Source organism: Flavobacterium sp. LHD-80, from assembly GCF_030929605.1.
GTDB lineage: Bacteria > Bacteroidota > Bacteroidia > Flavobacteriales > Flavobacteriaceae > Flavobacterium.
In genome coordinates, this window is the sequence record NZ_JAVFVS010000012.1 from 368101 (window position 1) to 391573 (window position 23473).

At 32.9% G+C, this 23473-nt stretch carries 24 protein-coding genes; 14 read left to right on the plus strand and 10 right to left on the minus strand.

Features of this window, described 5'->3' with window-relative positions:
* Positions 1 to 33: 33 nt before the first annotated feature.
* Positions 34 to 438 carry an SRPBCC domain-containing protein gene (locus RB619_RS18580; RefSeq protein WP_308100292.1) on the minus strand — a complete coding sequence of 135 codons (405 nt, stop codon included), beginning with the start codon at positions 436 to 438 and terminating at the stop codon, positions 34 to 36.
* Between the two features lie 14 nt (positions 439 to 452).
* Positions 453 to 860 (minus strand): VOC family protein, encoded by a 408-nt coding sequence (locus RB619_RS18585; RefSeq protein ID WP_308100294.1) that lies wholly within the window; start codon positions 858 to 860, stop codon positions 453 to 455.
* A 140-nt stretch (positions 861 to 1000) separates the two neighbouring features.
* On the opposite strand from RB619_RS18585, the gene RB619_RS18590 reads away from it, so the two are divergent.
* Positions 1001 to 1966, plus strand: coding sequence for a helix-turn-helix domain-containing protein (locus RB619_RS18590; RefSeq protein ID WP_308100296.1), 966 nt, complete (start codon positions 1001 to 1003; stop codon positions 1964 to 1966).
* Between the two features lie 230 nt (positions 1967 to 2196).
* On the opposite strand, the gene clpX is transcribed toward RB619_RS18590, so the two are convergent.
* The 6 genes from clpX to RB619_RS18620 form a co-directional block, all read right to left on the minus strand.
* Positions 2197 to 3429, minus strand: coding sequence for an ATP-dependent Clp protease ATP-binding subunit ClpX (gene clpX, locus RB619_RS18595; protein ID WP_133526375.1), 1233 nt, complete (start codon positions 3427 to 3429; stop codon positions 2197 to 2199).
* A 167-nt stretch (positions 3430 to 3596) separates the two neighbouring features.
* The gene (gene clpP / locus RB619_RS18600) at positions 3597 to 4271 is read right to left on the minus strand and encodes an ATP-dependent Clp endopeptidase proteolytic subunit ClpP (protein WP_115889439.1); all 675 of its coding nucleotides are present in this window, start codon (positions 4269 to 4271) and stop codon (positions 3597 to 3599) included.
* A gap of 315 nt (positions 4272 to 4586) precedes the next feature.
* A complete protein-coding gene (locus RB619_RS18605; protein WP_308100300.1) occupies positions 4587 to 5909 on the minus strand; it encodes a trigger factor in 1323 nt (440 codons plus the stop codon).
* A gap of 115 nt (positions 5910 to 6024) precedes the next feature.
* A complete protein-coding gene (locus RB619_RS18610) occupies positions 6025 to 6369 on the minus strand; it encodes a phage holin family protein (protein ID WP_308100302.1) in 345 nt (114 codons plus the stop codon).
* A 53-nt stretch (positions 6370 to 6422) separates the two neighbouring features.
* Complete coding sequence (locus tag RB619_RS18615; protein WP_308100304.1) at positions 6423 to 7187, minus strand: alpha/beta fold hydrolase; 765 nt, start codon at positions 7185 to 7187, stop codon at positions 6423 to 6425.
* A gap of 23 nt (positions 7188 to 7210) precedes the next feature.
* Complete coding sequence (locus RB619_RS18620) at positions 7211 to 7924, minus strand: pyridoxine 5'-phosphate synthase (protein WP_308100306.1); 714 nt, start codon at positions 7922 to 7924, stop codon at positions 7211 to 7213.
* 117 nt (positions 7925 to 8041) lie between these two features.
* On the opposite strand from RB619_RS18620, the gene RB619_RS18625 reads away from it, so the two are divergent.
* From RB619_RS18625 to murI, 8 genes are all read left to right on the plus strand, one after another.
* A complete protein-coding gene (locus RB619_RS18625; RefSeq protein ID WP_308100308.1) occupies positions 8042 to 8701 on the plus strand; it encodes a CBS domain-containing protein in 660 nt (219 codons plus the stop codon).
* Between the two features lie 91 nt (positions 8702 to 8792).
* Complete coding sequence (locus RB619_RS18630) at positions 8793 to 9677, plus strand: NAD kinase (RefSeq protein ID WP_308100310.1); 885 nt, start codon at positions 8793 to 8795, stop codon at positions 9675 to 9677.
* Positions 9678 to 9850: 173 nt separating this feature from the next.
* A complete protein-coding gene (locus tag RB619_RS18635) occupies positions 9851 to 10534 on the plus strand; it encodes a DUF6089 family protein (protein WP_308100312.1) in 684 nt (227 codons plus the stop codon).
* Between the two features lie 4 nt (positions 10535 to 10538).
* Entirely contained in the window at positions 10539 to 11279 is a 741-nt protein-coding gene (locus RB619_RS18640) for an isoprenyl transferase (protein WP_308100314.1), read from the plus strand.
* A complete protein-coding gene (locus RB619_RS18645; protein ID WP_308100317.1) occupies positions 11212 to 13965 on the plus strand; it encodes a POTRA domain-containing protein in 2754 nt (917 codons plus the stop codon). The genes RB619_RS18640 and RB619_RS18645 overlap by 68 nt, the downstream gene beginning before the upstream one ends.
* 42 nt (positions 13966 to 14007) lie before the next feature.
* Entirely contained in the window at positions 14008 to 15036 is a 1029-nt protein-coding gene (locus tag RB619_RS18650; RefSeq protein WP_308100319.1) for an OmpH family outer membrane protein, read from the plus strand.
* 14 nt (positions 15037 to 15050) lie between these two features.
* Positions 15051 to 15554, plus strand: a complete 504-nt coding sequence (locus RB619_RS18655) for an OmpH family outer membrane protein (RefSeq protein WP_196216472.1) — start codon at positions 15051 to 15053, stop codon at positions 15552 to 15554.
* 155 nt (positions 15555 to 15709) lie between these two features.
* On the plus strand, positions 15710 to 16486 hold the full coding sequence (gene murI / locus RB619_RS18660) for a glutamate racemase (protein WP_308100322.1): 777 nt from the start codon (positions 15710 to 15712) through the stop codon (positions 16484 to 16486).
* Positions 16487 to 16488: 2 nt separating this feature from the next.
* Here murI and RB619_RS18665 read toward each other — a convergent pair whose 3' ends face one another.
* Both RB619_RS18665 and RB619_RS18670 read right to left on the minus strand, forming a co-directional pair.
* A complete protein-coding gene (locus RB619_RS18665; protein ID WP_308100324.1) occupies positions 16489 to 17724 on the minus strand; it encodes an aromatic hydrocarbon degradation protein in 1236 nt (411 codons plus the stop codon).
* On the minus strand, positions 17725 to 19056 hold the full coding sequence (locus RB619_RS18670; RefSeq protein ID WP_308100326.1) for a DUF4270 family protein: 1332 nt from the start codon (positions 19054 to 19056) through the stop codon (positions 17725 to 17727).
* Between the two features lie 281 nt (positions 19057 to 19337).
* Here RB619_RS18670 and RB619_RS18675 point away from each other — a divergent pair, with 281 nt between their 5' ends.
* From RB619_RS18675 to RB619_RS18695, 5 genes are all read left to right on the plus strand, one after another.
* Positions 19338 to 20129, plus strand: coding sequence for a DUF6268 family outer membrane beta-barrel protein (locus RB619_RS18675; protein WP_308100328.1), 792 nt, complete (start codon positions 19338 to 19340; stop codon positions 20127 to 20129).
* 16 nt (positions 20130 to 20145) lie between these two features.
* Positions 20146 to 21153, plus strand: a complete 1008-nt coding sequence (locus tag RB619_RS18680; protein ID WP_308100330.1) for a kelch repeat-containing protein — start codon at positions 20146 to 20148, stop codon at positions 21151 to 21153.
* Entirely contained in the window at positions 21143 to 21475 is a 333-nt protein-coding gene (locus RB619_RS18685) for a DUF4907 domain-containing protein (protein ID WP_308100331.1), read from the plus strand. Before RB619_RS18680 ends, RB619_RS18685 begins: the two co-directional genes overlap by 11 nt.
* Positions 21476 to 22582 carry a sensor histidine kinase gene (locus tag RB619_RS18690; protein ID WP_308100333.1) on the plus strand — a complete coding sequence of 369 codons (1107 nt, stop codon included), beginning with the start codon at positions 21476 to 21478 and terminating at the stop codon, positions 22580 to 22582. It abuts the gene before it with no gap.
* A gap of 134 nt (positions 22583 to 22716) precedes the next feature.
* On the plus strand, positions 22717 to 23433 hold the full coding sequence (locus RB619_RS18695; protein ID WP_308100335.1) for a LytTR family DNA-binding domain-containing protein: 717 nt from the start codon (positions 22717 to 22719) through the stop codon (positions 23431 to 23433).
* Positions 23434 to 23473: the final 40 nt, after the last annotated feature.

Sequence of the window (23473 nt, forward strand, 5' to 3'; positions counted from 1 at the left end):
TTTCATGAATTTATTCTTCGTTTGAAATTCTGCTTAATTCTTTTCGACATAAGCTTTAAAATTATCGATAACCGTTTGACACCATTGCTTCTGCATACTTTCTGAATCTTCTTTTGTGGGTTCAAAAACTTCGGTAATTTTCACTTTATTATCAATATTTTCAAATTGCACGCTTCCTATTCTATTGTCAGTAAGTTTGTATTCTATTAATAAAAGACTTTCGATTTTCGTATAGATTCCTTCAAAATCAAAACTTGCGTTTTCGCCTTTTTGAGCCATTTTATATTTGAATTTCCCTCCAACTTTCAAATCATTTTCGGCATATTTCGTATACCAATTATCTATTGCTGTATTCCAGTTTTGAACATGTTCTGGCAAAGTCCAAAATTCCCAAACTTTCTCTATCGATGCCTCTATTGTGTTTTGGACAGTTATCATTTTTTTAGATAGTATCACATTTCCGGTATCTGACTTTCATCCATGTAGAAAATTTCCCAATGGTGGTTATCCATATCTAGAAAAGTTCTTTGATACATCCATCCATAATCTTTTGCCGGAATGTAATCCACGCCGCCTGCTTTAATAGCTTTTTCTATCATTTCATCTACTTGTTCACGAGAATCCAAAGAAATTGAAATAAGAACTTCGCTAGTTGTAGCAGCATCACAAATTTGTTTTTGGGTAAAAGTTTTATAAAACTCTTCAACCAAAAGCATGACAAATATATTTTCGTCGATTACGATACAAGCTCCTTTTTCGTTTGTGAATTTTGGATTGGTCGAAAAGCCTAGTTCATTATAAAAAGCCACTGCCCTGTTTAAATCTTTTACGGGAAGATTTAAGAAGATTTTTGTTTTCATCTTGATAAAATTACGAATTTATTAAAACAAATTTAATTTTTTAAGATTACTTAAAAATGCTAATAAAAGTCATTTTAAGGGTCATTTAAGACATTTTACTTACTTTTGTCAAATTGCTAATCTTCAAAATACCACAAATCATGAGCAAGAAAACAGGTTTAATTGTACCGCACGATTACAAATTATTAAGTATAGCCGCGATTTTGGAGGTTTTTGAAACAGCCAATAAACTTAGCAAAGAAGCCGACAAGCCTTTTGATATCATGGTTTTTCAATCGGCTGGCCAAATTACAAATGAACAAGTATTTGGATATGATGTTCATGCCATTGAAACTTCAAACATTGATTTGGATCTGATTTTGATTCCCGCTTTTACCACAGATAATATGAGCGAAATGATCGCAAAAAATAAAGATTTTATTCCGTGGTTAAAAAAACAGCATCAATCTGGAGCCGAATTAGCAAGTTTTTGCACGGGCGCTTTTTTGTTTGCTGCATCTGGATTATTAAATGAAAAACTGGCTACTACACATGTTGACGCATGCAGTGCTTTTACAAAGGCTTTTCCTTTAGTGAAATTAAAACCCGAAGAAACCCTGACTGCCGATGGAAGTCTTTACACCAGCGGCGGATCGACCTCATCATTTCATTTACTAGTGCTGCTAGTTCAAAAATTTTGCGGGAATGAAGTTGCTGTTCAAATTGCAAAAATCTTCTCAATTGATTTAAACCGATACAAACAAAGTTATTTCAGCACTTTCAGACCCAATCATTTACATAACGATGCTTTGGTTGCATTGCTTCAGCAGAAAATCGAAAGTCAATATCATACTATTGAAAAATTGGAAGAAATCATCAAAGACATTCCAACAAGTGCCAGAAATATGACGCGCCGCTTTAAACAAGTAACCGGAATTCCGCCAATCGAATACCTGCAAAATATAAGAGTTGAGAGCTCTAAAAAATATTTAGAACAAACCCAGCTTTCGATTTCTGAAATTATTGAAAAAACAGGATATAATGACCCTAAAGCCTTTAGAAAAGTGTTTTATAAAATGGTAGGAATGAAACCTATTGAATATAGAGAGAAATTTAGGGTTCAGTAATTTTTTTTTATTAGAAGCAGATAATTTCGTTTTCAAAAAACGACTTGTCCTGCTCTACACTATATCTTTTGTGGTGAACCCTACCACAAAAGGATGCCGTTTCGATCAGGGCTAAACGAGAAATATCATTTTCATAATTCCGAAAACAAAAAAACCTGCTCAAATAAATGAACAGGTTCTATAATTGAACTTTGGCAAAGTTTAAAACTTCGACAAAGTTGTTTTATAATTTACGAAGCAATTTCCATTCGCTTCAATAAGTTTTTACTTAAAGTATGTTCTGCATAATCTTTATCGATCGATAAAACTTTATCATCAGAACTTGGCAATTCATACATTGCATCTGTTAAGATTGCTTCACAAAGCGAACGCAATCCACGAGCTCCTAATTTGTATTCTAATGCTTTATCAACTATAAAATCTAAAGCTTCATCAGTAATATTGAATTCAACATCATCCATTAAAAATAACTTCTGATATTGTTTTACCAATGCATTTTTAGGCTGTGTCAAAATTGCACGCAATGTTTCTCTGTCTAACGGATCCATATGCGTTAAAACTGGCAAACGACCAATAATCTCTGGAATCAATCCAAAATCTTTAATATCTTTTGGAATAATATATTGCAGTAGATTGTCTTTGTCAATATTATCAACATTTTTAGATGTCGAATAACCAACAGCTTGACGATTTAAACGTTTAGAAATAATACGCTCCACTCCGTCAAAAGCACCTCCAGCAATAAATAAAATATTCTGAGTATTTACCTCAACAAATTTCTGATCTGGGTGTTTACGTCCACCTTTTGGCGGTACATTTACAATTGTTCCCTCTAACAGTTTCAACAAAGCCTGCTGAACACCTTCACCAGACACGTCACGCGTTATTGACGGATTATCGCTCTTACGGGCAATTTTATCAATTTCGTCAATAAATACGATTCCTCTTTCTGCTTTGGTTACATCATAATCTGCAGCTTGCAAAAGACGCGTTAAAATACTTTCAACATCTTCTCCTACATATCCAGCTTCTGTCAATACAGTAGCATCAACAATTGCTAACGGAACGTCTAACATTTTTGCAATTGTTTTTGCAACCAATGTTTTTCCAGTTCCTGTTTGACCTACCATAATGATGTTGCTTTTTTCAATCTCAACTTCGTCGTCTAATTGTTGCTGCATTAAACGCTTGTAGTGATTGTAAACCGCAACCGACATTACTTTTTTTGTCTGGTCTTGACCAATTACATATTGATCAAGGAAAGCTCTGATTTCTTTTGGTTTCTTTAAAATTAAATCACCAACAAGTTTCGCGCTTCCGCTTGATTTTAATTCTTCTAATACAATTCCGTGCGCTTGTTCAATACATTTATCACAAATGTGTGCATTGATACCAGCAATCAATAAATTAGTTTCTGGCTTTTTTCTTCCACAAAACGAACATTCTAATACTACTTTTGCCATTCTTTATTTAAGTTACTAAGCTGCAAAGATACTAAGTTTCTAAGCTTTTTATTTTAATTAAAACTTAAAAACGTAATTCTATGCAGCTTAATATTTATTTTTCTGTTTCAAGTCAAGGAGAAAACTTAGAATCTTAGTATCTCAGAACCTTAGAAACTTTTAAAAAATTATCCTCTTCTCAAAACTTCATCAATCATACCGTATTCTTTTGCTTCGTCAGCAATCATCCAGTAATCACGCTCACTATCTTTGTGAACTCTTTCAAAAGATTGTCCTGAATGTTGTGAAATGATGTGGTATAATTCATCTTTCAATTTCAACATTTCACGTAAATTGATTTCCATATCTGTTGCAACACCTTGCGCTCCTCCAGATGGCTGGTGAATCATTACTCTTGAATGTGGCAATGCAGAACGTTTTCCTGCTGCTCCTGCACATAATAAAACTGCGCCCATAGAAGCTGCCATTCCTGTACAAATTGTAGCAACATCAGGCTTGATGTACTGCATGGTATCATAAATTCCTAAACCTGCATAAACGCTTCCTCCTGGAGAGTTTAAATAAATTTGAATATCTTTTGATGCATCAGCGCTTTCTAAGAATAATAACTGTGCCTGAACGATATTAGCGATTTGGTCGTCAATACCCGTTCCTAAAAAGATGATTCTATCCATCATTAATCTTGAAAAAACGTCTAATTGAGAAATATTCAACTGACGTTCTTCGATAATATATGGAGTCATGTTTGTTGGGTTCATCGCTGCTATGATTTTATCATAATACATTGCGTTAACTCCTTGGTGCTTTGTAGCAAATTTCTTGAATTCTTTACCGTAGTTCATATGTATCTGTTCTAAGTTTATTTTATTTAACATATATTCTCCATCAAAGGTTGTACCTATTTCCAAAGAATGTCAATTTGTCTTATTTCTAGCCCAGATAGCAGTGAAAAGCTTTTTGAAATGACAACTATTTTTTGTTGGGAGAAAAAAGCGACCAACGGAAGCTCTTTTTATACCTTACAAAAAAAGGCAGTCATGAAAAAACTTGTAACGAATAGCTGGATTAGCTCCTGAAAAGTAATCAAAAATAAATTAAAACAAAAGAGCGTCAGGAAAAAAATCCTGACGCTCCCAATATACTTGTTTCTTTAAAATTTATTCTCCGTAAGAAGCTGCAATAAATTCTTCGTAAGTAACTTCTTTAGTTGTTGGATTTGCTTTTTCTTTGAATAAATCTAACAATTTAGCCGCTACAACTTGCTCAGAAAGTCTTTTCACTTCTTCTTGGTTAGATAAAACTCTAGCCACGATTCCTTGAACTTCTTCTTCAGTTGGATTTGTTTGTCCAAATTGAGCCATTTGTTGTCTGATTGCGTTTGATGTAAAAGCTTTCAAATCGTCAAATGTAATTTGGATATTACTTTGAGCCATTGCTTTTCCTTCGATTAATTGAAAACGTAAACCTTTTTCAGATCTTGCGTATTCAACTTCAGCTTCTTCTGCAGAAAGTTTTTTCTCTCCAACAGTTTGTAACCATTTTTTAAGGAATTCAGCTGGTAAATCAAATTTTGTATTTTCGATCAAGAAATCTTGAACGTCTAATAATAATTTTTGGTCAGCTTGTTGTGCGAATTGAGATTCAGCGTCTTCTTTAATTTTAGCTTTTAATTCATCTAAAGAAGCTACTTTTCCTTCACCAAAAAGTTTGTCGAATAATTCTTGGTTCAATTCAGCTAATTCAGCACCGTTAATCGCTTCGATAGTAAAGTTTACTTCGATATCTAAACCGTGAACATCATCATGAGCTACTTTTAAGTAATCCATTAATTGGTGGTCATCTTCAAATAAACCTTTTGTACTTACTGTAACAACATCTCCAACTTTTTTACCGATGAATTTATCACCTGCTTTTTTGTTGAAAGTAGATACAGAAATTGTAGTTGTATTGTTGATTCCTTTTTCTTCGTTTGTGAAAGTTCCAGTTAAATCTGAATCAGCTTCAACTTTATCTTGAGGAATTGCTTTTCCAAATTGTTTTTGGATACGCTCTACTTGTCCGTCGATTAATTTATCATCAGCAGTAACGATATATTTTACGATATTGTTTTTAGCTTCAAGATCAATTTCGAAGTTTGGCACTAAACCAATTTCGTATTCGAAAGTTAGTTCTTCAGCATCCCAATCAAAGTTTTCGTTTTCTTTAGCAAGAGGAGTTCCTAAAAGATTTAATCTTTCAGATTGAACAAAACGCTCTAAAGCCAAATCAACTACTTTTTTAACTTCTTCCTGCTTAATTGCTTTTCCGTATTGTTTTTCAACAAGATCTTTAGGAACTTGTCCTTTTCTAAATCCTTTTACAGTAGCCAATGGCATTTTTTCGTTTATTCTTTTTGCTACTTGACCTTTATAATCCATGTGAACAACGTTTAATACAATTGTCTCGTTCACAGCGTCTGTTGCTACTCTTTTAATATCCATCTTCTTCTTTAATTTACATAATAAAATTGGGTTGCAAAATTATAAAATTTTTGCAACCCAACCAAGTTTTTAATTTATTGTATTTGAAGCAGTTTTAATCTGCTCTATTTGCTTTTTATTTATCGTCTCCTAGTATTTTATAGGTAATAGATTGCAGGATAGACAATATAACGCTAAAAATCAATGCCGTCCAGAACGAATCGACTGCGAACCCGCCCACAATATTTGTACAAAGCAAAATTATTATGGCATTTATAACCAGCAAAAACAAGCCCAGTGTAATAAATGTTACCGGTAAAGTCAAAATAACCAAAATAGGTTTTATAAAAATATTCAGCAATCCTAAAACTACCGCAACAATTACAGCCGTACCAAAACTGGCTACATGAACACCTTTTAAAAAATTAGCTATTAACAACACTAAAGCTGCAGTAACAAGAAGTCTGAGTATTAATTTCATAGTTTTTCTGGTTTAAAATTTATTTAAAAGTAATAAAATTTTCATCAAAATAATTACTCTTTCAAAAATGCTGCGGTCAATTCAAAAAACATTTTAGGATTTTCAGCATGAAGCCAATGCCCTGCATTTGGAATTGTTTCTAATTTTAAATTCGGGAAATGCTCTTTTATGGCATCAATATCTTCGTCCTGAATATAACCAGAATCACCTCCCCTTATGAACAATGTTGGATTATTGAAAACCAAATGATCTGCTAAAGGTTTTCCTATTGCGTCGAGATTATTATTAAAAACTTCCAGATTAAATCGGAAAGCCAATTGTCCTGGTTCTTTCCAGTATAAGTTTTTCAGTAAAAACTGACGCGTTCCAAAATCTGGAACATATTGTGCTACAATCGCTTCTACATCAGCCCTACTTGGTTTTACAGAAAAATCAACCGCATTTAATCCTCCCAAAATATCCTGATGATGCTGTTTATAAAATCTCGGACCAATATCAGCCACAATCAATTTATCAACTATTTCTGGGTGCGTAGTTGCAAAAAGCATAGCAACTTTACCACCCATCGAATGTCCAAGCATATCAATTCTTGTCAAATTATTTGCCTGACAGTATTCGAAAACGTCTTGAACCATGGCTTCATAACTCCATTCATCAGAATGAAAACTGCGCCCGTGATTTCTTAAATCTAAAATATGAACTTGAAATTCGGCTTCGACATATTGTCCGGCAAGTGTTTTCCAGTTATCAGACATTCCAAGAAAACCGTGCATGATTACAAATGGTTTTCCTTCGCCTTCTATTTTTGAGTATAACATAAATTATTTTTTATACGGAAGATTTACTTCAATTTATTCAAATACATATTAACCACATTATCTAAACCAAGATAAAGCGCTTCAGAAATTAAAGCATGTCCAATTGAAACTTCTAATAAACCAGGAATGTTTTGTTTAAAAAACTGAATGTTCTCTAAACTCAAATCGTGTCCAGCATTAATTCCTAAACCTAATTCATTTGCTAATTCTGCTGCTTTTGTATAAGGTTCTATTCCGCTTTTATTTCCTAAATCATATTGGTGCGCAAAAGCTTCAGTGTATAATTCAATTCGGTCCGTTCCTGTTTTTTTGGCACCTTCAATAATTTCTAAAACTGGATCAACAAAAATCGAAGTTCTGATTCCGTTTCTTTGAAATTCCTGAATAACCTCAGTCAAATATTCTTGATTTTTAATGGTATCCCAACCCGCAGAAGAGGTTATAGCACCAATTGCATCTGGAACCAACGTTACCTGATCTGGTTTGCATTCTAAAACCAAATCAATAAAATTATGTTGTGGATTTCCTTCGATATTATATTCTGTCGTAACGATTGCTTTTAAATCGCGTGCATCTTGATAACGAATGTGACGCTCATCTGGACGCGGGTGAATGGTGATTCCCTGAGCCCCAAATTTTTGAATATCTGCAGCTACTTTTAATAAATCAGGGACATTTCCGCCACGCGCATTTCTTAACGTTGCAATTTTATTGATATTTACACTTAACTTTGTCATATAAATAGATAATTAATTCTAGTAACACTATATTTGTTACGACAAAAATACAAAGTAAAACGTAGCAGTTTTTGGTATTTTTTGATTATTTTGCAAGGAAATATCTTCAATTGATTTATGACAGAAATTACAAACTATATCACCAATGATTTCAGAGCGATTGACAGTCAGGAAACGATAGCATCTGTTCAAGACTTTTTTGCGGATGTTGATTTTTCGCATTTCCCTGTTCTGGAAGATGGAATTTTCATTGGAAGTATTGCTTCTGATGATATTGAAACTCTTGATACAGACAAAAAAGCAATTGATTACAAATACACTTTAGAGCGTTTTTTTGCTCGAAAATCAATGATTTGGCTTGATGTTTTGGAAGTTTTTGCCAAAAACCACACTAATACAATTCCGGTATTAGATGAAAACAACAGTTATATAGGATATTATGAAATGGAAGATATCATGCGATTCTTTCAGGAAACGCCATTTTTAAAAGAACAAGGCGGTATTATCATTGTTCAAAAAGGACTTTTGGATTATTCTATGGGCCAAGTAACTCAAATTGTAGAAAGCAATAACGGAAAAATTCTTGGCTGTTTCATATCCGAAGCTGATTTAGAAAATGTTCAGATTACAGTTAAAATTGGCGTTGGACCATTGAATGAAATTATCCAAACTTTTAGACGCTATAATTACGAAATCATTTCTGAACATCAAGAAGACGCTTACATCAATAGCTTAAAAGAACGTTCTGATTACTTAGACAAATACCTTAATATATAGCATTTTTTGTTGAATCGGTTAATTGTTTAATCGTTTTGACGAAAAAAAATTAACGATTAAACAATTAAACAAAAAATCGATTAAACACCAGATGAAAATAGCCATTTACGGACAATATTATCAAAACAGCACCGAGCCTATTATAAAAGACATTTTTTTGTTTTTTACTTCAAACAATGTTGAAATTGTTATTGAGGAAAACTTTCTCGAGATGCTTTATGAAAAACAGCTTGTAAAAAAAAACTATAAAACATTTTCATCAAATACAACTTTAGATAATAGTTTCGAAATGCTGATTAGCATTGGTGGCGACGGTACCGTTTTACGATCTGCCGCCTTTGTGCGTAATTCAGGCGTGCCTTTATTAGGAATAAATGCAGGAAGATTAGGTTTCTTGGCCAAAGTTCAAAAAGAAAATATCGATAGTTTGCTACAGTTCGTTATTGATCAAAACTACACAACTTCTGAACGTACTTTATTAGGATTGACTTCTGAGCCTAAAAACGAAGCTTTTGAAGAACTTAATTTCGCCATGAACGAAGTTACTGTCAGCCGTAAAGACACTACTTCAATGATTACCGTAGAAACTTATCTTAATAACGAATATTTAAATTCATATTGGGCAGATGGTTTGATTATTTCTACACCAACCGGTTCAACAGGATATTCATTAAGCTGTGGCGGGCCAATATTAACACCAGATGTAAAAAGCTTAGTCATTACTCCTATTGCACCACATAATTTAACTGCCCGACCACTCGTAATTCCAGACGACACAGAAATCACACTACGTGTAACAGGAAGAGAAGACCAATATTTAGTTTCTTTAGATTCAAGAATTTCATCTGTAAAAAACGAATCGATCCTAAAAATCAAAAAAACGGATTACAAAATCAAAATGGTAGAGATTCCGGGAGAGACTTTCTTAAAAACTTTGAGAAATAAATTGCTCTGGGGAGAAGACAAAAGAAATTAAGTCTTTTTCTGACGGCTGACTATACGATAATACCACTTTTTCTCGTTCTGCATGTATCGAATCCGCATTAAATGTCTCAAAATCATAATGTAAATTGAAAAAAAAGCACATTTAATCAAAGCAACGTTGATTCGTATCGATAATTATTATATTTGCACGCAATTTTGAATTAAATGAAGAAAATTTTTAATTTATTGTTATGTTTTTTCCCCTTTATTACACTTAATGCTCAAATCAATGAGATTGGTGTTTTTCTTGGCGGAAGCAACTTTGTTGGAGACGTAGGAAGTACGACATATATCAATCCAGACAAACTGGCTTTTGGCGTATTATACAAATGGAATAAGAGTCCGCGTCATGCGTATCGTTTTTCATATACGCAATCAACAGTTGCAGGAAATGATAAAGACTCTGATGAATCAGGAAGAAACAAAAGAGGCTACAGTTTTGAAAACAAAATCAAGGAGTTTTCAGCTGGTATAGAATTTAATTTTTTCGATTTCAATTTACACGATTATCATACAAAAGTTACACCTTATATATATACGGGCATAAGCGCTTTTTTTTATGATGATTTATACATTAGCGGAGGAGTCACAAGAAAGGACAAAGATGCAGGTTCTTTTGCCATCCCGATGACATTAGGAATAAAATCAAATATAACACCGCATTTTGTGATAGGTGCAGAAGTTGGTGCCCGATATACCTTTACAGATAATATTGACGGAAGCAACCCAAGTAACAGCAATCTCTCGAATTTGCGTTTTGGAAATTTAAATAATAACGACTGGTATGTCTTCTCTGGAATTACTTTAACGTATACCTTTGGACAAAAACCTTGCTATTGCGCAGAATAATACAATGAATTTACTAGACTCTATAGATCGTTCAAACTTACCAAAACATCTGGCCATTATCATGGACGGAAATGGACGTTGGGCAAAACAACAAGGATTTTTACGCGCTTTTGGTCACGAAAACGGAACAAAATCGGTTAAAAAAACAATTACCAATTGTGCTAAATTAGGCATTGAATATCTAACCTTATATGCTTTTTCGACAGAAAACTGGAATCGTCCAAAACTTGAAGTTGAAGCATTAATGAAAATATTGATCAATTCATTAAAAAAAGAACTTGTAACGCTGCAAGAAAACAATATCAGACTTAATGCGATTGGTAATCTTGAAAAATTACCAAAATCAGCCCAAAAAGAACTTTTAGACGTTATTGAGAAGACTAAAAACAATACGCGCCTTACGCTTACACTGGCTTTAAGCTACGGATCACGAGAAGAATTGGTAAATGCCGTGAGAATCATCAGCGATAAAGTTAAAAATAATATAATTTCATTAGACACTATTGACGATTCAATTATAAATGAGCATCTTTACACGCAAAATTTACCAGACGTAGATTTATTAATACGAACAAGTGGAGAACATAGAATAAGTAACTTTTTGCTATGGCAGATTGCCTATGCAGAATTGTATTTTACGAATGTCTTGTGGCCAGACTTTAAAGATCAAGATTTATATGAGGCTATCATTAGTTATCAAAAAAGAGAACGTAGATTTGGAAAAACCAGTGAACAAATTAAATAATTTTTTAGTGTTACAAAAAAGAGTACAAATAGTCCTTACCCTACTACTTTTGGGTAGTTTTTCACAAATAAAAGCACAAGATCGAGTTCCTTTTGATCAAGGAAAAAAATATATTCTTGCTAAAGTTTCTGTTGTTGGTAAAATAAGCTTCAATGAACAAACTGTTGTTACGTTTTCTGGCCTTCAAAAGGGACAGGAAATAACAGTACCTGGAGAAGAAATCAGTAGTGCTATCAAAAAATTAGGCAAACTTGGCCTTTTTGACGAAATCGCATTTTATGTTAATAAGGTAGAAAACGACAGTATTTATCTTGATTTGGATATTGTTGAGCTTCCTAAATTAAACGAAGTAAAAATCGTTGGTGTTAAGAAAAGTAAAGTCGAAGGACTTATTAAGGATAATAATTTGACAAAAAACAAAATTGTCAATGAAAACTTAATTACGACTACTAAAAATTACATCGAAAATAAATATAAAAAAGAAGGTTTTTATAACACAAAAGTTACTATTACTAATACCCCCGACACTCTTGCCGGAAATCAAGTAAATATGCTTGTTCGAATTGACAAGGGCGATAAAGTAAAAATCAGCAGTATTGATTTCACTGGAAATAAACAACTTACTGATGCTCAATTAAGAGCTGCAATGAAAGACACGAAACAAAAAAATCTATTCCGTGTTTTAAAAGCGTCAAAATTTATTCCTGAAAAATACAAAACCGACTTAGAAAAAGTAGTTGCTGCTTACAAAGAAAAAGGTTACCGTGATGCCCGTATTATTTATGACTCTGTCTCTTATAATAAGGAAAACAAAATGCTTGCCATCAAAATCAATGTTGAAGAAGGAAACAAATACTACTTTGGAAATATTAAATTTTTAGGTAATACTGTTTATTCTGATCAATTGCTTCACCGTTATTTAGGAATTAAAAAAGGTGAAACTTACAATGGCGTTTTACTAGAAAAACGTATCGCAGACAAAACTAAACCTGATGCAGAAGACATTACAAACTTGTACCAAAATAATGGTTACTTATTCTCTAACATCAATGCCGTAGAGACTAGGACTGCCAATGATACTATCGATTTTGAAATTAGAGTTACAGAAGGTCCAATTGCTTATTTCAACAAAATTTATGTTACAGGTAATGACAAAACAAATGACCACGTAATTTATCGTGAGTTAAGAACTAAGCCTGGAAACAAATACAGTAAAGAAGAATTAGTAAGAACAATTCGTGAAATTGGTCAATTAGGTTTCTTTGACCCAGAATCTATCAAGCCAGAATTTAGAAATGTAGATGCTGGTGCAGGAACGGTTGATATCGAATACCAGCTTGTTGAAAAAGGATCTAGCCAGGTTGAGCTTCAAGGAGGTTACGGTGGTGGAGGTTTCATTGGAACTTTAGGTCTTTCGTTCAATAACTTCTCGGCAAGAAACATATTTAACAAGGAATCTTACAAACCGCTTCCAATGGGAGATGGTCAAAAAGTAGCACTTCGTTTACAAGGAAGTACTTATTTCCAAACTTACAGTTTATCATTCTCTGAGCCTTGGTTTGGAGGTAAGAAACCAGTACAATTCAGTTCTGCAATTTCTTACAGTAAACAATACAACAATAATTATGTAACCAGAACTGTAGATAAAAGCCAAAGTTTTAATATTTTTACAGTACAAGTTGGTTTAGCAAAACGTTTAACAGTGCCAGATGACTTTTTTGTATTATCACAATCTGTAAGTTATCAGCACTATGACTTGAACAATTATTATACAGGATTGTTTACCTTTGGTAATGGAGCATCACGAAACCTTGCTTATACTATAGGTCTGACCAGAAATAATAAAGGTACAAACCCTATATTCCCAATGTACGGTTCAGAATTTAGTATTTCTGCAAAAGTAACACCTCCTTATTCTTTACTTAATGGAATTAACTATGGTGATTTAGAAAACCAGAAAGAATATAAAACACAATACACTGGAGCACCTGACTCTGGAGTAGATGGCCAGCCATTAAACACAGGTGATTATGTAAAAACAGAAACCGTTAATGGAAAAACTGGATATGTAAGTGTTGGATCTGATTATGCAAGTGCAGATACTGATGTTGCTAAAGTTGATCAAAAGAAATACAATTGGTTAGAATATTATAAAATTAAATTCAAAGCAGACTGGTATACAAAAGTATATGGTAAATTAGTTTTAAGAACTTTGACAGAATTTGGTTTCTTAGGAGCTTATGATCAAGCAAGAGGAGTTGTACCATTTGAGCGTTTTTATTTAGGAGGAGACGGAATGGCGCAGTACTCAATGGATGGTAGAGAGACTATTGGTTTAAGAGGTTATCCTAATGGATCATTGACACCAACAAATGCTGCTGGTCAGCAAATTGGAGCAACCATTTATAACAAATTCTCTATGGAATTGCGTTACCCTATCACATTAAAATCTTCAGCGTCGATTTACGCGCTGACATTCTTAGAGGCAGGTTCATCATATCCAACATTTAAGGACTATAACCCATTTGATTTAAGCCGTTCTGCAGGTGTAGGTTTACGTGTATTCATGCCAGCATTCGGATTATTAGGAATTGATTTTGGTTACGGTTTCGATGCGCTTCCTAATTCTGTTACCAATAAAGCAAATGGATGGGAAACTCATTTCATTATTGGACAACAATTTTAGACAATTAACGTTTGGTTAAAAATCATCAAATAAAGTTATGTTATGAGAAAACAGTTTTTATTTATATTTTTAGCCTTGATTGTAGCAAATACAAGTCAGGCTCAGACACGAACGACAAGAATTGGCTATATCGATATGGAGTATATTCTTGAAAACGTTTCTGACTATAAAGAGGCAACAGCACAATTAGAGCTGAAAGCCCAAAAATGGAAACAAGAAATTGAGTCCAAAAAAATAGAAATAAACAAACTGAAAGAAAGCTTAAAAGCCGAAAAAGCACTTCTTACAAAAGAGCTTATTGATGAAAGAGAAACTGAAATAAAATTTCTGGAAACAGAAATGATGGATTATCAGCAAAAGCAATTTGGAGCTGATGGAAATTTAATTCACCAAAAAGCGGCATTGGCAAAACCAATCCAGGATCAAGTTTTTACCGCTGTTCAGGATATTGCCGAAGCTAAAAGCTACGATTTCATTTTTGATAAATCTTCAGATTTGACAATGCTTTTCAGCAACAAAAAATTTGATATCAGCGATCAAGTTATACGCGTTTTAAATAGAACTGACAAAAGAGAGCAATTGACTAAAAAACAATTGAAAGATCAGGAAATTAAAGAGAGTAAAGAAAATGCTATCGATGAAAATCCAGCAATGGCTGATAGACAAAAAGCCCTAGATGAAAAGAAAGCTGCCAGAGAAAAACTGATCGAAGACAGAAGATTAGAGCAAGAAGCTAAGAAAAAAGAATACGACGACAGACGAAAAGCCATACAAGCCGAAAGAGAAGCTAAAAAAAATGGCACGGTTTCTGAACCTGCGAAAACAACAGAAGCAGCTAAGTCAACTGAGGCCGTTAAAACTGACGGCACAACGGCAAAACCAGCAACAGCTACCGAAACTGCGCCTGCAACAACAGAACCAGCGGTAGATAAGGCTGCTGAAAGACAGAAGTTGTATGAACAACGTAAAAAAGAATTAGAAGAAAGAAGAAAGAAAATATTAGAAGAGAGAGAAGCGGCTAAAAAAGCAAAAGAAGCCGAAACACAAAAACCTAATACGACCAATAATTAATTAATATTTTAAAAATGATGAAACAAATCAAAACTTTACTAATTGCTGCCGTTCTAATTTTAGGAGCAAGTAACACAATGAATGCACAGGCGAAGGTTGCCCATGTTGATGTTAGCGAGATTATGTCGAAAATGCCTGCTATGCTAGATGCTCAAAATCAACTACAAAAATTAAGTGGTACATACGACGCAGAATACAAAAAAATGGTTGAAGAATACCAAACTAAAATCAGAAAGTACGAAGAAGAGTCTACAAAACAAACTGAAGCAGTTAACACAGAGCGCGCTAAAGAAGTTCAAGACATGCAAAAAAGAATTGTTGATTACAGAGACAATGCACAAAAAGAACTACAACAAAAAGATTCTGATATCATGAAACCAATTATGGAAAAAGTGAAAGCTTCTATCCAAAAAGTTGGAAAAGCTAAAGGTTACCAATATGTTTTAGATGGTTCTACTCTTATCTTAGCTGATGGTCCAAACATCACTGCTGATGTGAAAAAAGATTTAGGATTCTAAGAAAACTAATTTTTTAGTCTTAAAAAAAAATGCTCAGTACTTTAAAAGTCTGGGCATTTTTTTTACAATAAATTAAAATAAAAAAAGATAAGAATTTACAGATTTCGAGTAAATTGAAACATCAATTTATTTCAAAAAATATTAAATTTGTATTTATGACGAACAACAATCCTATAGGCGTTTTTGATTCTGGAATTGGAGGAACTTCAATCTGGAATGAAATCCACAATCTTCTTCCAAACGAAAAAACTATTTATTTAGCTGATAGCAAAAATGCTCCTTACGGTCAAAAGACAAAAGAAGAGATTGTTGCCCTCAGCAAAAAAAATGTTGATTTTTTGATCGAAATGGGATGTAAATTAATTGTTGTAGCATGTAACACTGCCACAACAAATGCAATTCGTGAACTCCGTGCTGATTATGATATTCCGTTTATTGGTATTGAACCTGCTATTAAACCTGCAGCTAATAATTCAAAAACTCAAGTAATTGGAATTTTAGCCACTAAAGGAACACTAAACAGCGAATTGTTCAACAAGACAGCTGAAATGTTTCAAAATACAACAATAATAGAGCAAGTTGGCCATGGTTTAGTACAGCTTATTGAAGATGGACAACTAAATTCTCCGCAAATGACTGAGCTTTTAGAATCGTATTTACAACCAATGATTGATGCCAATATTGATTATTTGGTTTTAGGATGTAGTCATTATCCGTACTTAATTCCTCAGATAAAAAAAATTCTGCCGGACCACATCCAGATTATTGATTCTGGTGAAGCAGTGGCCCGTCAGACACAAAATATTTTGCGCGAAAAGGTTGGTTTTTCAGATCTTAAAGAAAGTGAACCTGAATTTTATGTCAATTCAAATCCAGCAGTTTTAGAATCAATTTTAGATTATAAATACCCCGTTATACACAAAGATTTTTAGGCTTATTCAAACTTTCGCTTGACGAACCAAATTCCGTCTAAAGATAAATTTAGTGACAGTTTGTGATAATTTTCTTTTATTAAATTATCTGTAATCCTTCCTTTTTGTCCGTAAGAATATGAAATATTCAGCGTTGTCAAAGTGTTTTCTATTGGTAAGGAAAGTCCAATAGAAATGGCAGCATTATTTACTCTTTTTCCGTCGACTTCAAGGTATCCGTTATCAAAATTGGCTCCCATTGCATATTGAACATGGTCCCAATATTTTCGATAATCTTTCTTGGCTTTGTAAGTAAACCCGAGAGCAAACCTGTCCTGATTTACAAAATTTCCATACAACTCAGATTGATTTGTATTACTCCAAAAACTTTTTTCATAATCTAAAGTAACATTTAAATTATTTTTAAAGCGTTTGCTAAACCCTACTCCTATTTCTAGAGGCATGTAAAAATCATCAACATCTGAAGTAGCATCAGTTTCAATTGGCGTTATAACCTCGTCTGCAATAACCTGAACACTCTGTATTTTTGAAGCCTTAATTTGAGCAGGCAATTTAACTACTGGAGCAATTGTAAAAGTAGAATCTATCTTATACTGCGCTCCTAATGTTGCACGAAGACCATTATAACTTGTTTTTTTTGTAACAGTTGTAAGAGTATTTTGGATGAGAAAATTGCGCTCATCGGCAGTGTTTCCAAATAATAATGAACCCGAAAATCCAAGCGAAAGCTTTTTCCCAAATCGGTATCCGTATGAAAAGTCAAAATTATTTAGTCCGCCGGAACCAACGGCAGTCAAATAATAATATTCCTGACTGTTTTCTATAGGAAGTGCAAGATTTGAAATTTTAAAAGCTCCACTGGAATATGGTCGCAATGCCAAACTAAATCCTGAATTTTTAGTAACAGGAAAAGCAAAAGCCATGTGCGAAAATTGGAAATTATTTCGTTTTTCTTCTCGTGAACTACTTTGATAAGTTGTTGCAATAGCTTTTCCGCCAATATCAAACATAAAATGATTTAATGGAATAAAACCCAAGGAAGCAGGATTTAAATTATTGATAAAACTCGAAGAAGGCAAAGCCATTCCTGATGAACCAATTGAAGGAAGAATTCCAAAATCAGAATCATACACACTTCCAACTCCATAAAGTGAATAAGGTGAACTCGAAATACTTTGAGAAAATGAAGTCAGCGACAATAAAATGAAGCAGGTTAAATAAATTATTTTATTTTTCATTTAATAGGAGATATAATAAATTTTCAATTGGATTTTGTTGTTCAAATGTTTTTGATCGCCTAAAACAATTCGGTTTACTGTTTTGTAAATTCCTGGCAATGTCAGAATCAAAGAGGATTTCGAATCTGATTTTTTTAGCATTTCTCTTTGGAGAAAATTTCCAACCGGAATTGAGTATCCAACATTTTCATTAAACTCATCACTTTTTTTGTTTAAAATGCCGTAAACCGTAGTTCCCGCAGAGTTTACTAAAGAAGCACTAATTCGGTTTAAATTATCTGCAACATAAACAGACAAAGAATCGGCTAAAGGATATTTTGAAGAGTATGTATTATTGACGGGTTTCAAGATGAGCTCTGCATTTACAATTGCGCCATTATCTGCAATATATTTGAGCTGTTTTATATTAGGAAAATCGATTCGGCATGCCACTCCCGTACCCGACTGAATAAATCCTTGCTGACTTGTAGCCGAACTTGACAATTTACTGCTAGAAATAGGCAAATTCTGAATTAATGTTCCCGTTTTATCAAGTGAAATGGAATTAAACTGTTTTCCTGCATCTGCAATTGTAAAATCAATTACATAAGGCGTTTCTTCAGTATCTGCCTGATATTTGGAATAATACATCCTGACTTTACTTGTTGAAACATTAAAGCCAATCATGCTAGATGAATTAGAAGTTGAAGGAACCAGAACGAGGCCTTTTAGATATTCAGAAAAACTGTCAAAATCTGTAATTTCTCTTTTCTTAAGTTTTTGAAAAAGAGCCGAACCAAAAGCATCACTCATTTTAATTACTATTGAGTCTTTTTCAATTGGTCTCGGTTTATATGAAATTGAACCAATACTTTCATCGCTGTAGGCAAAAGTCGTATTATTATACAAATCACTATCTCCGTTGTTCGGCTTTATCTTTTGCGTCAATCGATGAATATCAAATGTCTGCACTTTGGTAGTATCACCATAATAATAGTTATCATACTTTAAAATCATCGAAATGGAGTCAAAAACAAAATTAACGGCTTCTGTATCTGAGCCTCCAGTAATGTTCAAATTATAAGAATCACTTGCCAGCTGGAAATAACTGTTTGATTTAACTTTCCCAAAAATCGGATCATCATAATTTCCAACTAAAATCCGGCTTTTGTTTGAAGTTGCCAAGGAATCAAAATTTATTGTCGACATATCAACCGTTACAGTATCAATTAAAATCGCTTTATTACTTACTGCCAAATAATCTGACCCAACAACAAATTCACCAGCATCAGTATCTGTACCACATGAAAGTATCGTGACCGCAAAAAAGAACATCAATATAAACTTGTGCATAATATAATTTTTCGGCAAATATAAAATGGCGTAATCTGCACCGCACTATAACATATACAGCCCTGCGTTTTTGAACTACAAAAAGCAAAAACTGATCTATAATAGCTATATCCAATCAAAACTTTGTTTCAGCCTTAAAAAACGCGATTTAGTCTATCAAAAAACGCCATACATATATATTCTTTTTTTTAAAACCATCAGCCACCTACTTTTGAACCAATAAATAAGTAATGAGAATAAGGCTTTTAATATGTTTCGTTTTTACAATTTCATTTTATAATATGAAGGCTCAAGAAACTTTTTCGGCAAATGTGAATTTAAAAACAGAACCAACTGATAAAATTGATTTTAACGAAAGTGGTGTTTCGGTGTTATTCAGCAAAAAGATAAACACCAAAAACCAGCTGACAAATACAACAGCATATTCAAAGTTGAATATCAATTACGAACTTGATCCTTTTTCATCAAATGAAAATTTGGATCGATTCAATCAGTTTCAAAACAAAACGGATTATTTATTTCAAGCTTCTGAGAAAAAAAAGTTGCAATTTTCAGTAACTCCAATGTTCAGTTTTCAGCAGAATTTGAATTTTTCTGATTTTACACTTTTAGGAAGTTTTGAAGTCAATCAGCAATTGAATTCAAATATAAATGTATCAATTGGTGCCGCAAGGTCGAACATTTTTGGAACTCCAAAGTTTATTCCTCTTTTAACTGTAAACTATTTGCTGAGTGAAAAAAGTACAATTTCAGTAGGATTTCCAGATTCAAAAATTTCATATTCAAATAATATCCGAAATAAATTCAGTTTAACAAACAGCTTCAATGGGAGTTTTTACTATTTAGATCAAAAGTCTGAATCCAATTATAATGCATCAAAAATGAGTTTATCACAAATGACATCGGCTTTTGAATATGAACGAAATGTAGATTCAAATTGGTTTTTGAATTTTAAAGCCGGTTATGATTTTAATAAAAATTACAAACTAATAGATTCTGAAGATAATACCGTATATAATTTTGACACAGGGAACGGCTACATTTTTGGCATTGGCATCAAATACAAACAATAAATAAATTTTACACATTATGAATAATTTAAAAAAAGGAATATTATTCGCGACTCTATTTTCAGCTCTAATTTTTGTAGGCTGCAGCAATGACGATGACGATGATGATTTGATAGGAAACTGGATTAAAAAGTCGGCATTTGATGGTCCGGCTCGATCAAGTGCAACTAGTTTTGTAATTGGTGATTATGCATATGTAGCAACTGGTTATACCGGAGATGAATATTTAAAAGATTTATGGGCTTATAATTCTAATGGAGATTATTGGGAACAAAAAGCTGATTTTACAGGCGTGGGCAGAAGCTCTGCGTCAAGTTTTACCTTAAATGAAAAAGGCTATGTTGGTCTTGGTTATGACGGAACGAATAAATTGAAAGATTTTTTTCAGTATGACCCAACAAGCAACAGCTGGACTCAAAAAACAGATTTTGCTGGAACTGGACGTTATGGCGCACTTGGATTTCAAGTAGGCGGAAAAGCATATTTTGGAACTGGATATGACGGAAATTATTTGAAAGATTTTTATCAATATAACGATCAAACAAATACTTGGACTTTAGTAAACGGCTTTAGTGGAAACAAAAGGAGAAATGCAACCGTTTTTGTAATTGCTGATAAAGCTTATTTAGGAACTGGAATTAACAATGGCGTTTTTCAAGAAGATTTCTGGGAATTTGATCCAGCAACAGATGTTTGGACAAGAAAACGTGATATTGATAAAGACACTGATGATGATTATACATACAATGACGAATATGCTGTAACGCGTTCAAATGCATCGAGTTTTTCTATGAGTGGGCTTGGTTATGTTGTAGGCGGTGATGGTATAAAAACCGTTTGGGAATACAATCCGTCAACAGATCTTTGGACAGAAAGAACTTCTATGGAAGGTGCAACAAGAACAGATGCTGTAGGTTTTGCTATTAACAACCGTGGGTTTTATATGTTGGGTCGAACAGGTTCAACTTATTTTGATGATGCCTGGGAATTTAAACCGCTTGACGAACAAAGTGACGATGACAATTAATACTAAAAAACAATTCTTCTGGAGTAAAATCCAGAAGAATTTATTGTTTATTTTACTTGTTTTACAATTTATCGCTTGTGTAAAAACTGAAACATTTAAAATTGATTCCTTCAAGACACAAACCGGCTGGGGATATACAATTTCGAACAAAAATAAAATTTTGATAAAGCAATCAATCATTCCTGTTATAAGTTACACAAAAAGCTTTTCTACAGAAGAAGAAGCATTAAATACAGCAAAATTGGTTGTTAGCAAACTAGACCGTAATATGTCGCCTACTATAACAAAAAATGATTTAATTTTATTAAAAATAAAATTCTAAATGAAGCTCGACGCCATTAAAAATACAAGTTCAAATAAAATTCTATTTCATTGTATCATATGGATTTTCTTCATATTGACTTCTTTAATTCAATTTTACGAAAGCCCCTTCAGAATCAATACTGATTTTTATGCGCAATGGGTTACTGGAATTATATTGTTTTATCTCAACTATTTTTACTTGGTTCCAGTTTTGCTTTTAGAAAAAAAATATTGGCTTTATTTTGTTTTTGTTCTGGTTCTAATTGTTTTCTTTATGATCATCAGAACACAATATTTTATACCGGAATTCAGGCATTTAAGACCTGAAAACATGCGTCCGCCGAGAATGATGCCCGATCCTAAATTTTTTCCAAAAGGAATGCATTTTAGAACCGAAATTAGACAGCCCTTCTTTTTTAAAATTGCACCTTCTTTTTTCTATATTTTAATACTTACAATAAGCGCAATTATTAGAACATTGACTGAATTTTATAACAATCAGCAAAACAAATTAATTGCCGAAACACATAGAACAAATACTGAATTGATTTATTTGCGCAAGCAGACTAATCCACATTTTTTATTCAATTCCCTGAACAGTATTTATTCATTGGCACACAAGAAATCTGATTTGGTCCCTGATGCCATCGTGACATTATCTGAACTCATGCGCTATATGCTGTATGAAACAGACAATAAAACGGTGGCTTTAGAAAAAGAAATCAATTACATTCAGAATTATATTGAACTGCAAAAACTCCGACTCAATAATATTGAAGACATTGTTATAAATGTACACGGCGACACAAAAAATAAATTTATAGAGCCTTTGCTTTTAATTTCTTTTGTTGAAAATGCTTTTAAATATGGAACCGATTATAAAGGTGCCGCGCATGTTAAAATCAAAATTTTCATTCATGAAAACAGCCTTGATTTTTGGATCGAAAACACAATTGAAAATTATGTGAAAGATCCTGAAAATTCAGGAATTGGTTTGGTGAATATTCAAAACCGACTTGATTTGCTTTATCCAAATGCACATCAACTTTCAATTACACAAGATAATCAGTATTACAGAGTTCATTTAAATTTAAATTTAGATGAAATCCAAACGGCTATAAATTAACTCATTTTGCACGAAACGTTAAGAGATAATTATAAAATAAATGACTTATTTTATGAAAACTTTAAAACTTAATTGACTGATTTCAAAGTACTTTTGAGCACCAAAACAAAATTTTAAAACTTAATTTCCAGCAAATGAAATGTGTAATTATTGATGACGAACCTTTAGCAGTTGAATTATTAGAAGATTTTGTCAAAAAAGTAGATTCGCTTGAATTGGTGAGTACTTTCAATAATGCTATTGATGCCGTATCTTTTATCAATCAAAACAATGTTGATTTAATATTCCTGGATATTCAAATGCCTCATTTTTCAGGAATTGACTTTTTAAATACAATTGAAAAAAAACCTTTGGTAATTTTTACCACTGCTTATTCTGATTATGCTGTTGAAGGATTTAATCTTGGCGCAGTTGATTATTTGGTAAAACCAATTCCGTTTCATCGTTTTTTGAAATCGGTTGTAAGAGCACAGCAAATTGTAAATCCGGCAACGGCTATCCAGCCAATTTCGGAAAATACTGCAACCCCAGAATTAGAGCAGGATTTTATGTTTGTAAGAGCTGAATATGAAAATGTAAAAATGAATTTTTCAGATATCTTATTTATCGAAGGTTTAAAAGATTACGTGAAAATTTACACCACAGACAATAAATTTACGCTGACCTTAATCAGTTTAATAAAATTAGAAAACCTGCTTTCAAGTAAAGGATTTTCGCGAATTCACAGATCGTATATCATTAATATAAAGCATGTCAAATCGATTCAGAAAAATAAGGTTTTGATTAGTGACAAACGAATTCCTATCAGCGAAAGCTATAAGTCTGCTTTCTTCGAAAAAATCAATTTATAAAGAAATTCTAAAATAATCCCGATAGCTATCGGGACCAAAT

Excerpts from the sequence above, each read along its gene's own strand:
- RB619_RS18645 (WP_308100317.1), top strand. The coding sequence starts at position 11,212 with ATGAGGCTATCATTAGTTATCAAAAAAGAGAACGTAGATTTGGAAAAA.
- murI (WP_308100322.1), top strand. The coding sequence starts at position 15,710 with ATGACGAACAACAATCCTATAGGCGTTTTTGATTCTGGAATTGGAGGA.
- RB619_RS18620 (WP_308100306.1), bottom strand. The coding sequence starts at position 7,924 with ATGACAAAGTTAAGTGTAAATATCAATAAAATTGCAACGTTAAGAAAT.
- RB619_RS18675 (WP_308100328.1), top strand. The coding sequence starts at position 19,338 with ATGAAGGCTCAAGAAACTTTTTCGGCAAATGTGAATTTAAAAACAGAA.
- RB619_RS18610 (WP_308100302.1), bottom strand. The coding sequence starts at position 6,369 with ATGAAATTAATACTCAGACTTCTTGTTACTGCAGCTTTAGTGTTGTTA.
- RB619_RS18685 (WP_308100331.1), top strand. The coding sequence starts at position 21,143 with ATGACAATTAATACTAAAAAACAATTCTTCTGGAGTAAAATCCAGAAG.
- RB619_RS18590 (WP_308100296.1), top strand. The coding sequence starts at position 1,001 with ATGAGCAAGAAAACAGGTTTAATTGTACCGCACGATTACAAATTATTA.
- RB619_RS18630 (WP_308100310.1), top strand. The coding sequence starts at position 8,793 with ATGAAAATAGCCATTTACGGACAATATTATCAAAACAGCACCGAGCCT.
- RB619_RS18680 (WP_308100330.1), top strand. The coding sequence starts at position 20,146 with ATGAATAATTTAAAAAAAGGAATATTATTCGCGACTCTATTTTCAGCT.
- RB619_RS18580 (WP_308100292.1), bottom strand. The coding sequence starts at position 438 with ATGATAACTGTCCAAAACACAATAGAGGCATCGATAGAGAAAGTTTGG.
- clpX (WP_133526375.1), bottom strand. The coding sequence starts at position 3,429 with ATGGCAAAAGTAGTATTAGAATGTTCGTTTTGTGGAAGAAAAAAGCCA.
- RB619_RS18655 (WP_196216472.1), top strand. The coding sequence starts at position 15,051 with ATGATGAAACAAATCAAAACTTTACTAATTGCTGCCGTTCTAATTTTA.
- RB619_RS18650 (WP_308100319.1), top strand. The coding sequence starts at position 14,008 with ATGAGAAAACAGTTTTTATTTATATTTTTAGCCTTGATTGTAGCAAAT.
- RB619_RS18690 (WP_308100333.1), top strand. The coding sequence starts at position 21,476 with ATGAAGCTCGACGCCATTAAAAATACAAGTTCAAATAAAATTCTATTT.
- RB619_RS18670 (WP_308100326.1), bottom strand. The coding sequence starts at position 19,056 with ATGCACAAGTTTATATTGATGTTCTTTTTTGCGGTCACGATACTTTCA.
- RB619_RS18605 (WP_308100300.1), bottom strand. The coding sequence starts at position 5,909 with ATGGATATTAAAAGAGTAGCAACAGACGCTGTGAACGAGACAATTGTA.
- RB619_RS18615 (WP_308100304.1), bottom strand. The coding sequence starts at position 7,187 with ATGTTATACTCAAAAATAGAAGGCGAAGGAAAACCATTTGTAATCATG.
- RB619_RS18635 (WP_308100312.1), top strand. The coding sequence starts at position 9,851 with ATGAAGAAAATTTTTAATTTATTGTTATGTTTTTTCCCCTTTATTACA.
- clpP (WP_115889439.1), bottom strand. The coding sequence starts at position 4,271 with ATGAACTACGGTAAAGAATTCAAGAAATTTGCTACAAAGCACCAAGGA.
- RB619_RS18695 (WP_308100335.1), top strand. The coding sequence starts at position 22,717 with ATGAAATGTGTAATTATTGATGACGAACCTTTAGCAGTTGAATTATTA.
- RB619_RS18665 (WP_308100324.1), bottom strand. The coding sequence starts at position 17,724 with ATGAAAAATAAAATAATTTATTTAACCTGCTTCATTTTATTGTCGCTG.
- RB619_RS18625 (WP_308100308.1), top strand. The coding sequence starts at position 8,042 with ATGACAGAAATTACAAACTATATCACCAATGATTTCAGAGCGATTGAC.
- RB619_RS18640 (WP_308100314.1), top strand. The coding sequence starts at position 10,539 with ATGAATTTACTAGACTCTATAGATCGTTCAAACTTACCAAAACATCTG.
- RB619_RS18585 (WP_308100294.1), bottom strand. The coding sequence starts at position 860 with ATGAAAACAAAAATCTTCTTAAATCTTCCCGTAAAAGATTTAAACAGG.